A 13251-nucleotide genomic window follows, 5' to 3' on the forward strand; every position below is an offset into this window, starting at 1 on the left:
TACTCTATATGTAACACAAAAAAACCGCCTTAAAGGCGGTTTTTATTTTAATATTAGATTACTATTCTTCGGTACTGGTATCTGTATCAGTGTAAATACGGCTTTTATGTTTAAGCATTTTATCGACATAACGCGCCATTTTTATTTTTTGTTTGATATTTCCTTCTAATATTTCTTCTACTTCACGTAAAATTTCTTTGATACTCTCTACTTTCTCAGAGGAATTAACAACTACTTGGTTTGGTTCATTACTGGCCAATTCTGCCGCGTTTAATGAACCCGTTAGCTCTACTTCCATTTCTTTAGCTACTTCATTAATCGCCGCTGAGTTTATACTTTTGAGCTCTTCTAAAAAGCCGAACAAAAGTAATCTATCAACAAAAATATTAATTTTTCGTGGTACACCTAAAGTCTTCTCATGAATAAGTTCAAAGGCTGCATCAGAAAACAAATCTTCTTTATTGCAACCTGCTTGATGTAATCGATGGTTAATATATTTCTTAACTTCTTCTTTTGATAAAGGCTTTAAATGTGCAGAAGCAATAATACGTTGACGAAATTGCTCCATATTTGGTGCTTGAATAATGCCTTTAAGTTCTTCTTGACCGAGTAAAAAACTTTGAATCAAAGGTTTATTATCTAACTGGAAATTAGACAACATACGTAACTCTTCTACGGTTTCACTTGGCAGGTTTTGTGCTTCATCAACAATTAATAATGCACGCTTTCCTTGTTGATGTAATTGAATAAGAAACTTCTCAATACCTTGCAGTAAATCAGCTTTGCTATTACCTTCAACAGTAATATTAAATTCGGAAACTACTAACTCGAGCAATTCTTGAGGGTTAAGTTTAGTGGTAACAAGCTGTGCAGCAACAATACTTTTGTCCGCTAAGTTATTAAGTAAATTGCGGGCAATAGTCGTTTTTCCGGTACCAATGGGTCCGGTTACCACAATAAAGCCTTCACCTTGATCTAAACCATATTGTAGGTAAGACAAGGCGCGTTGATGATGACTAGAAGCGAAAAAAAATCTTGGATCTGGGCTTAATTGAAACGGTCTTTCTTTAAAACCATAGTAATTTTCATACATACTGCTAAAAACCTTTGGTTATTTTGGCGCTAACGCGGCCTTCTTCGTAATTTAAAAGCGCGTTATCAGAGCCTCTGTTCAGGTGGCTCAATTTTAAACTAATCGATAGTTCGCTATTAATTGATCTATCGTAACTCAGTTGATAACGTCGATAATGATCTGTTCGCTCAAACTCAGTATCAATTTGTAAATTTGACCCTGTATAAGATAAGTCTAGACTAACACTAGAACGGCCACTTACATTGCGCTTAATGTTAAAACTTGCTCCACTTGATTCGTCTTCAATACGGCTTTCAAGGTTCTCTCTATTTTGCTGATTAGTATTAATACTAATTGTTGTGCGAGGCAGGCTAAGTGTAGAGGTCCAGCTCAAAGTTTTATTGAGTGAATAAACATTATCTTCTGCTAGGGTAAAATTTTGTATCGGTACTATTTGCAAGCCTGGGTTATCTGGGGTGTTAGGGTTGTTAGGAAAAATGCTTGTATCATCCTTGATAATACAATCTTCAATTGCAGTTAGATTACCTGTAGGACAAAAATAGAAGCCAACAACGTTTGCAACAAAGTTATTACGGGTAAAAGTTTGAATATCTTCCACATAACTCAGGGTGTTTGTTAAGCGCCTATTTCTATGGGTCAAGTCAAGTCCATAACTGGTACCATAAAAACGCTCAGAAATGTTTGCCGAAAACTTTGTACGAGGTGAGGGTTGCCATTGCATAGCGGCATTAACATAGGCTTTTTGTTCATCGCCGTCTACGTCTAAATTATTGCCAATTGGCTCATTATAGGATGCATCTAAGCGCAGTCTTGGCGAAATTAACCAGCGAACACCTAAGCCGTAAGAGTTTGACTCTAATGAACGATTTGAAGTGTTAATATCGCCACTATTTTCCTCGTTATAATAACGAAAATAGGGGTTAAGGCTATAATCAGTGATCAAGCCAAGTATGGCTTCACTTTGGCTTTGCTCGCCCTTGAGTTCATCATTAGTTAGCTCTTGATAATTATGCTGCATTTCCCAAAAAACATGTCGAGCACCTCTACCATTTGTACTGTTTAATTTAATTATTACACTATCTCGATTGCCAATATTATCTTCTGAGTTAGTTTGTGAAAAACCGAGTGAAGAGTTAATAGTATAAGCACTATTATTGATATTATATTCAAGACCACCGTTATAAGTTTCTACCTGAACGGTATCACCAGAAACAATATCAGCTAAGGCATTTCTACTTTGATTACGTGATTGATTCGAAACGTTTACCCCAGCGTAAGCAACAATACCGTTGGGCCAAAGTTCGAGTCTTAAATCACTCGCTAGAGTGTGATAGTCTTTATCAAGGTCATGGTTATGACTATATAAAGCATAAGTACTTTGAGATGAAAAATTAAATACTGCCTGTTGCGCTTTATAGGTGGAAGCTAAACTTAAACCAGCTTGGGTTACCAAGCTAGATTGTTCATTGATAGTAGTTAAACCAACGTTATCAGAATAGGTTTCATCAATTGTAATGTTGGGATCAAATTGCCAGTCACCTGCAAAAGCAAAATTAGAGCAAACTAATGCAACACAAACGACACTGAGTCTAGTTTTGTGTGCCATACCCATAGCCGTAGTAGCCATACAAATCCTTATGAGATCTTATTGCTTTATTAAGTACTAGCCCCAAAGCTAAATTTTCATTGAGGTGTTCTGTTGCTGCTTTTATATCAGCAATTGAAGTTTTTGACTCTTCAACAACTATCAGGGCTTGTCCCATTAAGTTTGCCAATACTAGTGTTTCTGTGGTGCCTATCAAGGGCGGGCAGTCAAAAATAACGATACGATCAGGGTAACGGTTAGCTAATTCAGTAGCAAATTTTGCCATTTTTTCGCTGGCTAACAATTCATTAGATAAATGGTGTGGTTTCCCTGCAGGTATTAACTTTAGTTTATCTATATCTGTGTCGTAAATTATATCGCTTACTTGTTCTGATTCACCCAATAAATAGTCAATAATACCTAGATTATCTTGAACACCTAATTCACGAACAACACTGGGGCGCAAAACATCAGCATCAATAAGTAGTACGGTTTTATCTTGTTCTAAGGCAATGCTTAAGGCTAAGTTTATAGCAACAAAAGTTTTACCTTCATTGGGTTTTGCACTACTAACCATAATTAAATTACTATGGTGCAAAGTTTTTGATGCTTTACCAAACGCATTGTTGAGCAATTTACGCTTAATTTGTCTAAACTCGTCTTTTATACTTTTTCGGGTGCCGTTATCAATTAAGTAACCACGCTCTGCTAGGCTTGTTTTATCAAGTGCCAATATAGTCTTTGACGCTACATCTACAGCCTGGTTTTTAACTTGCTCTTGCGGAGATGCTTGGTCAGAAGTAACAGATTCATCCGTGTTTTTCTGCTGCTGTTTGGCTAACGCTTTTTCAATAATGCTCATAAGTTATAAAACCCCTCTAATCGGCGCTAATATAACATCGGGCGCTATGGCATAAAGCATAAAAAATGCCAATAATATTAATAACAGACTATTAGAAATAATAAAAAATATTGTTTTCCTTTTATGCCAACGCTTCAGGCCAAGATTTTCTGTCGCAGATACGATACCAAATACTGGTATACCAGTAACTTTTGATACTTGGCTACTAGAAGTTACCACGGGATTAATTTGGCTAAATAATAGTGAAAGGGCAACACCAACACCAAAAGCAAAGACAGTAGAACCTACTAAAAACAATAGACGTTTCGGACCAACAGGCTCTGTTGAAGCTCTCGGAGGATCAATAACCCTAAACTGTATTGGGTTCGTAGTTTCATCTGCTTGTTGTGCTAATTGCGCTGTTTCCTGACGATTGAGTAATTCCTCATATTTACTTTTAGTAATTTCATAACCGCGATTAAGCGAGGTTAACTCAGCTTCTATTTCCGGCAGTATATGAATTTTACTTTCTAGTTCATTAACTTGCTTACGATAATTATTCACTCGAACCGTGGTTGAGGCGACTAAATTTTCTAATTGATTTACTTGTATTTGTAATTGTTGAATAACAGGATTTTGACTGGTTGAGAGCTTATTGTTATCACTACCACTAGTCGCATTTAAATATTCACTAATCTCTTGAGAACGTTGGTTATTCAGGTGATCAAGTCTACGTTTAACTTCTTTTACGTCGGGATGCATTTCAGTGTAACGCAATTGTAACGAATCTAAAGTGGCTTCTAATTCAGCAATACGCTCGTCATAAGTGGTTTGAATACTATTTGAGTTCATAATATTATTTTGGGCATTATCGCTACTTGACGGCGAAGAACTCAATTGTGCTTTTGCGGACTTTAATTGAGTTTCTTGCTCAAGTAAATTTAACTCGGTAATTTTGAGCTGTTCCTTAACAATATTTAACTTTTGATAATAACCACCATATTGACCAGGTAAAACACCGCTATATTTTTGTTTAAATTCAGTTAATCTAGACTCAGAAGCTAATAACCGATTTTCGTAGTCTTTAATTTGAGTACTTATAAATTTCTGGGCTGAATTAGAATCGCTACGATTTTCACCTAAAGTATTTTCTATAAATACAGTTAAAGCTGAATTAACTACATTTTTCGCCATTTCAGGATTTTTATCTTCGTAGGTAATAGTATATATATTGTCGCTTCGACCACCTGTTTTTCTAATCTTTATTTTAGACTTTAATCCATCAATTAATGACTCATAAGCTTCTGGGGTGCTAGCCTGCACGTCGAGATCAGTCATACGGGTAATGCGCTCTAAATTTGGGCGACTTAACAGTGTCTTAATCATTAGTCGAATTTGCACTTCAGGATTAGTCTTAACGGTTAATCCTTTTAGCAGTGGGCCAAGCACAGATTGAGTGTCAACGTAGATTCTAGCATCAGACTCATAAACATTATCGAGTTGAGAAATATAAACCCATGCCACAGGACATATTAACCAAGTGGATATAATAATAAAACGACGTTTAAGCCATATTCCTTTAAGATAATCTACAATTAGTTCTATAATTTCTTGCATTCCTGACCTCTAAAACAGGTAAAAAAAAGGTATTGCGTTTAAAACCATGTTTCAGGTATTACAATAATATCGCCAGGTAATACATCAACGTTAGCCAATATTTCCCCATTTTTAATTAAGTCTTCAATAAATATGTCGTATTGCTTTTGTATGCCATTTTCTATTCGTACGAGTATTGCACCGTTACCATTGGCAAATTCGGTTAAGCCACCGACACGGATCATAACGTCTAATAATGTCATATGTTGAATATAATTTACCGATTGAGGCTGGGCTGCTTCACCAATAATACGAATTTGCTCACTAAAAGGTCCAACAAAATTATTTACTGTTACCGTAACGACGGGCTCGCGTAAATATGTTCCTAGTATGGTTTCAATAGAGCGAGCAAGCTCTGTTGGTGTTTTCCCTGATACAGGTATGTCTTCTACCAGTGACGTGGTTATCATACCATCTGGGCGAACGACAAACGTGCCTGAAACTTCAGGGTTGCGCCAGACAAAAATATTAACGACATCGCCGGCACCAATTAAATATTTGTATGAGTCTACATCAACAGTATTTGACTGATGAAGCTTGGCAGTTGGTAATGTAGCTGAGCTGCACCCAGTTAAAATGTAACCAAGAGATAGAAATAGAATCGCTTTTAATGTATTAGTCATGCGTTTTTCCATGGTTTTAACCTTATTATTTACAACCGATTTTTATATAAGCTGATTGATTGTATTTGATTTTCACAATTGATGCACATTATTAATTTCTGTAATCGGATTGTAATTGTTGTATTTAAATTAGTCTATTGTTTACATTTAGCAGTGAATCAATTCTAATATACAGCTTAAAAAATAAAAACATCTATTACTGAACTATTTTTTCTCACTAGAAAGGAATTTTCTTACCTAATGTCTAGCCCTAAATTTCGTGATTTATCTGCGGGTAGTAAGTCTTTAGTCTTAATCGAGTTTGTCTGCTTTGCTGGCGCACTTTTGCTCAGCTTATACTTAAATAAAGTCTTTCAGTTTGTAGTACATGATACGCAAAGCATACCGATGAACATTTTATTTATACATTCTGTGGTTTTTGCTTTAGTAGTACAGTTATCATGCTTAGCCATGGGGCTTTATGACTCTAAATTAAGAGAAAACTTAAGAGGTGTCATTAGAAGGTTACTTGTTTCGATAGCGATAGGTTTTTTCATTGTTTCATTAGTTAACCCATTTTACGGTTCAGGATCTTTAGCCATTGAGTTACTTGCGGTTGCTTCATTAGCAAGCTTATTTTTGGTCTGTGGTGTTAGGTACTTTACATTACAAATAGATTTTTTTGGTTTTAACAAGCGTAATATTTTGGTACTAGGGGCAGGTGAAAGAGCCTCAATCATAGAAAAACGTATGCGTCGCGACGTTGATCGTCAAGGTTTTTTCATGCACGGTTTTGTGGTTATGAACGGTGATGCGGATCATGGCATTGTCAACGAAAATAGAATTAATTTAGACTGCTCGTTGGTAAATTACGCCCTTGAACATCAAATTGATGAAATCGTTGTTGCCAATGATGAGCGTCGAGAAAATTTGCCAGTTGACGAACTTTTTGCCTGTAAAATTAGAGGTGTTGAAATAACCGAAATTCTCGACTTTATTGAGCGTGAAACAGGCCAGATTGCGGTTAACTTAATTTATCCGAGCTGGGTTATATATTCCAATGGTTTTGCTTCTGCTAATCATTTACGAAACACTCTCGATTGGATTTTTAACGCGGCTATGGGCTTCTTCTTATTTCTTGTTACATGGCCTGTAATGCTTATCACTGCATTGTTAATCAAGCTTGAAGATGGCATGAAAGCACCTATATTCTATTCGCAAGAGCGCGTAGGTTTGGATGGACAAGCATTTAATATTGTTAAATTTAGAAGCATGCGAATCGATGCAGAGAAAAATGGCGCGCAAATGGCGGCCAAAGATGATGATAGAACAACACGTATTGGTAAAGCTATTCGTAAATATCGCATTGACGAATTGCCACAAATTTATAATGTAATGGTTGGAGATATGGGGTTTGTTGGGCCTCGCCCAGAGCGCCCTCAATTCGTTCAACAGCTAATTAAAAACATTCCATATTATAATGAGCGTCATAATGTTAAACCTGGTTTAACCGGTTGGGCACAACTTAAATACCCTTACGGTGCAACAGAAAAAGACTCTTTAGAAAAACTTAAATACGATTTGTACTACATTAAACATCGCAGTTTTATGTTGGATTTACTTATATTAATAAGAACCGTAGAAATAGTGTTGTTTGGCAAAGGAAGGTAATATAGGCTACCAATCATCTGTGATGTGAAGATATTTCTTTTAATTGAGATCTTAACGTTGATGGTTGGTAACTCAAATCTGAAAGTTCATTCTTGATAGCTAACAGTTGAAGTCAGACAGCTAAAATACAATAGTTTTAAAACTAAAGTGTAGGAGCATTAAGACATAACTCCATAAATCTAATCTCATCAAATGGTTCAGAAATAGAAAACCTTCCTAATTGAAACTTGTTGGTGCTTACTTGTTGGTTGATAAAGTAACGAAAAGAGAAGGCAAGTTGATAACCTTGGCTTTCTATTTCGTCAAACATGTATTTGTTATATGTTGACGCATTACCAACAGGGTAAGAAATGGAAAGTACTTTGCTAGTTAGTTTTTCTTCTAACAACATTTTTGCGTGATATAATTCATGTGACAGTTCTTTTGCACTTAAGCTAGAAAATATCCGATGAGAATGCGAATGTGCGCCAATAGTCATACCGGCAGAGTCCATTTCGACTATATTATCCCAGCTCAAAAATTCACTTACATAGTCTGATAGTATTAAGCCCGTTTTCTCACGCAATTCTACTAACTGCGCCTCTATAGGTGTCGATGTCGATTTAAATTGACTCAACACTTCTTGAATACTTTTGTTAATCGTTTTTGCTGATAATACGATCGTTTTATTCCACGAAGATAATCTAAGCTCATTTAAGTTAGACTGTCTTATATGCCAAGATATTTCATCCCACCATGGTATTACTTTTGATTCTATCAACCCTGTAGCGACAAAGAAAGTTGCCGGAATATTCATAGTACTTAAAATAGGAAAAGCCAATTCGTAGTTATCTAAGTAACCATCATCAAAGGTTATATAGGCGAATTTTTTGTTAATTACTTGGCCATTATTTGCTAATTCAATAAAGTGCTTTTGATCGATAATCTCAAAATTATGTTTGATAAAATGAAGATGTTTTTCTAAGTCGTCAGCATTACATGAAAATACATTAGGATCGTACTTGCATTTTTCAGCGTCACCTATGCGGTGAAAATTAAAGCAATATATGCCATTTTTACGGTAATGCCATAATGTTTTCGTCATGCCTAGATGACGAAATAATCTGGTTTTAACTTTCTTAAGTAGCATGAGCTATTTCGCAATAAAACTAGGTTTTGGTAAAATATAATCACGATATTGGTGAGGAGAGCCAATCTCATTGGCTTCAGCTGCTTTAATCATATTGAACATTTCCCTACTATTAACGTAATGCAATTGGTGACGTTCACCATCGTTATATTTAGCCTCTAAATAAGAAAACATATCATCGACAGGCTTCCCTAATAGAACGTCCATATCCCTTTCCTGTGTGCCATGGGTATGAACTTTAATGAATACCCAATCAGGTTTACCTTTAACATGAACATTGGCTTCTACCCATAAATCAACACGCTTTTCAGTAGGTTCCATACCCTTTCGAATATCAGAGTTTTCAATTTGTGGGAAAACTCCTTTTTTTAATTTTTTCCAATTAAGCATTAATGGTCCATTAACGATCATAAGATCACCCCATGGACTTCCACCAACTTTTACATCAACACCTGTATTATGAGATTTAGGTTTAAGCGCATCATCTTTTGCGTAATATATGCTGTTAATTGTTTTTGGTTGCGTACCATGTGGAGCCGACGGGTAAGTAAAGTCTGCGTAACAACCGGTTTCTTTTAAAACAATAAGTTCGTCGTTCACACCACAAAGTTTACCGTCATGACCTGAGTTATCTAAGGTCCAATTACCATGAATAAAGCCATACATTAATTGACCTGTGTCTGGGTGGTGTGACAAAGCGCCATGATCATTATGTAAAACATGACAAAACTGAGTAATAGAAGCTCTTAAGTTTTCAGACGTATCATTATCATGATGTAAGTGAACTTCTATTTCACCGAAACCTTCACGGCATAATTTAGCTATTTTATCTAAATGCTCAACACGATACTCTTCCTCTGGATAGAAAAATGTATGTTGTGGATGTATACCATTCGCGTCAACGTGCTTACTTGCCATTGCAGGGTACTCAGCGCACCAACGGTCCACACGGCTACGTTCTATATCAATACTATTCGGCTTGCCCCATTGTGGCTCGTAATGGTCGACAAAAGAGAAGATTATATGTTTTGTATTTGCATCATCGTGCAAAGACTTACTCATTTGCTGCTTAATATATTGTGGCAACCACTCTTGCATGTTTTTCTTTTTTAAAATAAGAAAAAATAGGTATGAAGCTAATATAAAGAAAAATAAAAATAAAATGATCACTAGCGAGTTGTCCTTTGCCAAGTTCCTTGCACGTTGGAACTAAAATATTTAATAAAGCCGCGCATTAATGCCAGGTTCATTGCTACAAAAAATGCTAAAAGTGCTATTAGCGTTGATGTTTTCTTACCCTTTGCTTGTTGTTTTATGCCATAAAAAGCCAAAGTATAAAATATTAATTGCGCCGCCAAGACTATTTGATAAAAAATATTATCGAGTAACATAACATTGGCAACTAAGGCTATCAACATTAAGTGTGGCACAAACCAGCGGCATACTTTATGGCTAAAATAAGCGACAAAACGCCAACCTAATAAAGGATTTAAGGCCCAATACATCTTGAAAAAAGCTTGATAGTTACCTAAACCAATACGTACTCTTCTGCCTTCTTCCTCGGTAAGGTTAGGCGCTATTTCTTCAATGGCAATAGCTTCAGGGTCATAAACTAAACGAAAGCCTTGCTTAGCAACATTCATCGCTATTTGAAAGTCATCAACGATAGTATTAGCAGGTAAAGGAATAAAAAGTGATTTTCTAATGGCATAAATAGCACCATTGGCACCTTGCAGTGCGTTCATTCTAGATTCGTGAAATTTTAGAATTTGTTCGTAACGCCAATATACATTGTCTTTATTGTCGCCTGTGTCACCATCAACTAAATGAAGTTCCCCACATACCGCGCCAATTTTTTCATTGTTAAAGTGGCGAGTTAATTGCTGAATAGTATCCGCTTGAAAATGTGTATTAGCGTCAGAAAATATGATGATATCGTCAGATGTTTTTTCAACTAAATCGTTTAAAACACTCATCTTTCCACGATTTTCTGTAAATATATGTATTTGCAGTTTTTCGCTATCAAATTCCGACAATATTTCGGCGGTTTTATCACGACTACCATCTGAACCAATTAATAACGTTAACTTTTCTTTTGGATAATCTAGGCTTAATAAGTTTTCTACTCGCGCTTTTATGCAAGACTCTTCATTATAAGCAGCAATAATAATAGAAACCGAAGGATAATTTTCAATGTCTATTGTTCGTCGTTGGCGCTTTCTCCACAAATATTTAGTGTCGCTAAAAGCTTGAGTAATGCCACTAAAAGTAAATAATATTAATGGATAGATAAAATAACTGTAAATAATTATAGCGATGCAAACCCAAAATAACGTTTCCATTAATTGTTTGCTCCGTTAGTTTTTTTTACATATGCCTTGGCGGGTATTCCCAGCATCGTTGCACCTTTATCTGCATTTTTAGTTAGAACAGCATTCGCACCGATTTTTACGTCGTCCTCAACTGTTAACAAACCAATAATCTTCGCGCCTGCACCAACAAAGATATTATTTTTTAAAACGGGAGACTGCCCCTTTTCATCACCGATAACCACGCCACTTTCTAAAGTAATATTATTGCCACCTACCACTTTAGAATTAATAACGATACCAACTGGGTGCATAATAACGAAGCCAGAGGCGAAATTAGCACCACTGCCAATAACACAACCATTTATAAATTTATTAGCCCATTGGAAAAAGTAAGCCAATAAACCAAGTCTATGCGTGGCACACCAACGCATACATCTATACAAAACATTAGCGCTTGTACCGTCAGCCATCCAAATTCTCAGCATACTGACATCTGCACCATCTTGGGCAAAAATTTGTTGTTTTCTTTTTAAGTCGGCCTTTAAATCGCGCATTTTAATTTATATCTCGTTGAACGAGCGATAATAACTGCTCAGCGTTATGCTTCCATTGACGTTCTCTTTCTATATAGTCACGAGCATTTATGCTAACGGTTTTATGCGCATTTCTATCATTAACAATTTCAAAAACTTTATCTATACAGGCTTGTCGATCGCCTGCTGGAAACAACCAACTTGTTTTATTGTCTTGAACAACCTCAGCGATAGGCCCAAAATCTGGCGCTATCATGCCTTTGCCCATGGCCATAAATTCAAATAATTTCATCGGTGAGCCATAATCATTTGAATCAGGTAAAATACCTAAATCCATGGCTGATAAAAATGATGAAACTTCATGATGTGGAACTTTACCAGGTAATATAACCTGTGATTCTACACCCGCTTCAATAACTCTATTTTTAATTCCATCAAAAGCAACACCGTCACCAACCAGTAATAAAACCAGATCAGGAGTTTGTTTTAATTTTTCACAAACTAAATCGACAAACCAGTCAATCCCATGCCAATGAACAAATGCCCCGACATAACCAAGAACTATTTTATCTTCAATACCTAACTTACTTCTTAATGCTGAACCTTCAGACTCATTAATAATAAATTTATCTAAATCAGCACCATTGGGTGACACAACAGAATTGGCAATTTCACCATAGGCTTGCTCTGCCACTTCCTTAAAACGTGTTGAAATAAAAACTAGGCCTGTCGCATTTTTAAAAATCCAAGCTTCTATTTTTGCAGCAAGTTTTTTAAAAGTTAACGAACGAACCCGCTGAACTTGGCAAGAGTCATTAATTTCTAGCACTATGGGTAAATTATGACGTTTTGCCCACCAAACGCTAGAAAACATAAATAACGAATAACGTTCGTAAATAAGGGTTATATTTTTTTCTTTTACGGTTTTTCGTAAGCGTATTACCGCGATTAAATTGAACGCAAGCTCAAAAAGCTCGAATACAAACTCGGGTACATGTTTTGTAAGATCGGAAAGTATAGAAAAGCTGCTTTTCTTTGTTGGTGCTTGCTTAACTTGTTCAGTCGCTGTATTTGTTTCTTCCGCTTCAGGCTCTGCACCAGGTAGTGAAAGAATATCAACGTTATTGTTTAACTGTCTTAAGCCTTTAACAACTCCGCGAATATGTACACCTTCTGCACCTCTACCGCGAGTTCTATGATGAAATAGTATATTCACTATTGTTTGTTCTCCAGTGCGCTAAAGCTATAACCTTGTGCAAGCCATTGTGGAATTAATACATCAAGTGCATCAATACAGCGCTCATGGTCGTCATGAAATAAAATTATATCACCAGACTTAACCGGTTGTTCTAAAAAACGATCTGCAATTTTATTTGCAGGCTCTTTTAAAAAGTCCATAGAGTCTCGGCTCCAATGTACGGCGGTTATTTTTTTTAGTAGCAGTGCAAATATTAAATGCATATCCCAACGGCCTTGAGGTGCTCTAAATAATGTACAAGATTCACCCGTAATTTGTTTGATAATTAAATTGGTTTTTTCAACTTCTATCATTTTTTCAGCATGTGAAATTTTATGAAATTCTGGATGACTATACGAGTGGTTTGCAAGGGTGTGCGCGCGTTTATGTATCTCGTGAAGTAAATCAGGATTTTTTTCTGCGCGACTACCTAGAATAAAAAATGTCACTTTAACTTGATATTTATCGAGTAAATCAAGCAGTCGCTCAACAACACCTGGAACAGGTCCGTCATCAAAAGTTAAATACAATGTCTTTTCTTTTTGAGTTTTGCTCAACAAAAATAAACGGTCGGGCAAGATAATAGCCCTGA

At 36.1% G+C, this 13251-nt stretch carries 12 protein-coding genes; 1 reads left to right on the forward strand and 11 read right to left on the reverse strand.

The window, feature by feature from the left end; all coding sequences use genetic code 11:
• Positions 1-61: 61 nt before the first annotated feature.
• Genes DBO93_RS01110 through DBO93_RS01130 form a run of 5 tightly spaced genes read right to left on the reverse strand, consistent with a single transcriptional unit; the run spans position 62 to position 5798 of the window.
• Entirely contained in the window at positions 62-1093 is a 1032-nt protein-coding gene (locus DBO93_RS01110; RefSeq protein WP_108454680.1) for an XrtA/PEP-CTERM system-associated ATPase, read from the reverse strand.
• A gap of 4 nt (positions 1094-1097) precedes the next feature.
• Entirely contained in the window at positions 1098-2720 is a 1623-nt protein-coding gene (locus tag DBO93_RS01115) for a TIGR03016 family PEP-CTERM system-associated outer membrane protein (RefSeq protein WP_108454681.1), read from the reverse strand.
• Positions 2683-3540, reverse strand: a complete 858-nt coding sequence (locus DBO93_RS01120; protein WP_108454682.1) for an XrtA-associated tyrosine autokinase — start codon at positions 3538-3540, stop codon at positions 2683-2685. Before DBO93_RS01120 ends, DBO93_RS01115 begins: the two co-directional genes overlap by 38 nt.
• Before the next feature lie 3 nt (positions 3541-3543).
• Positions 3544-5136 (reverse strand): XrtA system polysaccharide chain length determinant, encoded by a 1593-nt coding sequence (locus DBO93_RS01125; RefSeq protein ID WP_108454683.1) that lies wholly within the window; start codon positions 5134-5136, stop codon positions 3544-3546.
• A gap of 38 nt (positions 5137-5174) precedes the next feature.
• On the reverse strand, positions 5175-5798 hold the full coding sequence (locus DBO93_RS01130; RefSeq protein ID WP_239059060.1) for an XrtA/PEP-CTERM system exopolysaccharide export protein: 624 nt from the start codon (positions 5796-5798) through the stop codon (positions 5175-5177).
• Between the two features lie 240 nt (positions 5799-6038).
• On the opposite strand from DBO93_RS01130, the gene DBO93_RS01135 reads away from it, so the two are divergent.
• Positions 6039-7448, forward strand: coding sequence for a TIGR03013 family XrtA/PEP-CTERM system glycosyltransferase (locus DBO93_RS01135; RefSeq protein WP_108454685.1), 1410 nt, complete (start codon positions 6039-6041; stop codon positions 7446-7448).
• A 142-nt stretch (positions 7449-7590) separates the two neighbouring features.
• On the opposite strand, the gene DBO93_RS01140 is transcribed toward DBO93_RS01135, so the two are convergent.
• From DBO93_RS01140 to DBO93_RS01165, 6 genes are all read right to left on the reverse strand, one after another.
• Positions 7591-8577 (reverse strand): polysaccharide deacetylase family protein, encoded by a 987-nt coding sequence (locus tag DBO93_RS01140; RefSeq protein WP_108454686.1) that lies wholly within the window; start codon positions 8575-8577, stop codon positions 7591-7593.
• 3 nt (positions 8578-8580) lie between these two features.
• Positions 8581-9675: a hypothetical protein gene (locus DBO93_RS01145; RefSeq protein WP_239059061.1), complete on the reverse strand. Its 1095-nt coding sequence runs from the start codon at positions 9673-9675 to the stop codon at positions 8581-8583.
• A gap of 71 nt (positions 9676-9746) precedes the next feature.
• Entirely contained in the window at positions 9747-10919 is a 1173-nt protein-coding gene (locus DBO93_RS01150; protein ID WP_108454688.1) for a glycosyltransferase family 2 protein, read from the reverse strand.
• Positions 10919-11443, reverse strand: coding sequence for a serine acetyltransferase (locus DBO93_RS01155; protein ID WP_108454689.1), 525 nt, complete (start codon positions 11441-11443; stop codon positions 10919-10921). Before DBO93_RS01155 ends, DBO93_RS01150 begins: the two co-directional genes overlap by 1 nt.
• A 1-nt stretch (position 11444) precedes the next feature.
• A complete protein-coding gene (locus DBO93_RS01160) occupies positions 11445-12638 on the reverse strand; it encodes a glycosyltransferase family 4 protein (protein WP_108454690.1) in 1194 nt (397 codons plus the stop codon).
• Positions 12638-13237: a polysaccharide deacetylase family protein gene (locus DBO93_RS01165; protein ID WP_239059062.1), complete on the reverse strand. Its 600-nt coding sequence runs from the start codon at positions 13235-13237 to the stop codon at positions 12638-12640. The genes DBO93_RS01160 and DBO93_RS01165 overlap by 1 nt, the downstream gene beginning before the upstream one ends.
• Positions 13238-13251 lie beyond the last annotated feature (14 nt).

It is taken from the genome of Colwellia sp. Arc7-D, assembly GCF_003061515.1.
In the GTDB taxonomy this organism is placed as follows: Bacteria; Pseudomonadota; Gammaproteobacteria; order Enterobacterales; family Alteromonadaceae; genus Cognaticolwellia.

Excerpts from the sequence above, each read along its gene's own strand:
- DBO93_RS01115 (WP_108454681.1), bottom strand. The coding sequence starts at position 2,720 with ATGGCTACTACGGCTATGGGTATGGCACACAAAACTAGACTCAGTGTC.
- DBO93_RS01155 (WP_108454689.1), bottom strand. The coding sequence starts at position 11,443 with ATGCGCGATTTAAAGGCCGACTTAAAAAGAAAACAACAAATTTTTGCC.
- DBO93_RS01130 (WP_239059060.1), bottom strand. The coding sequence starts at position 5,798 with ATGACTAATACATTAAAAGCGATTCTATTTCTATCTCTTGGTTACATT.
- DBO93_RS01145 (WP_239059061.1), bottom strand. The coding sequence starts at position 9,675 with ATGCAAGAGTGGTTGCCACAATATATTAAGCAGCAAATGAGTAAGTCT.
- DBO93_RS01125 (WP_108454683.1), bottom strand. The coding sequence starts at position 5,136 with ATGCAAGAAATTATAGAACTAATTGTAGATTATCTTAAAGGAATATGG.
- DBO93_RS01110 (WP_108454680.1), bottom strand. The coding sequence starts at position 1,093 with ATGTATGAAAATTACTATGGTTTTAAAGAAAGACCGTTTCAATTAAGC.
- DBO93_RS01140 (WP_108454686.1), bottom strand. The coding sequence starts at position 8,577 with ATGCTACTTAAGAAAGTTAAAACCAGATTATTTCGTCATCTAGGCATG.
- DBO93_RS01120 (WP_108454682.1), bottom strand. The coding sequence starts at position 3,540 with ATGAGCATTATTGAAAAAGCGTTAGCCAAACAGCAGCAGAAAAACACG.
- DBO93_RS01135 (WP_108454685.1), top strand. The coding sequence starts at position 6,039 with ATGTCTAGCCCTAAATTTCGTGATTTATCTGCGGGTAGTAAGTCTTTA.
- DBO93_RS01150 (WP_108454688.1), bottom strand. The coding sequence starts at position 10,919 with ATGGAAACGTTATTTTGGGTTTGCATCGCTATAATTATTTACAGTTAT.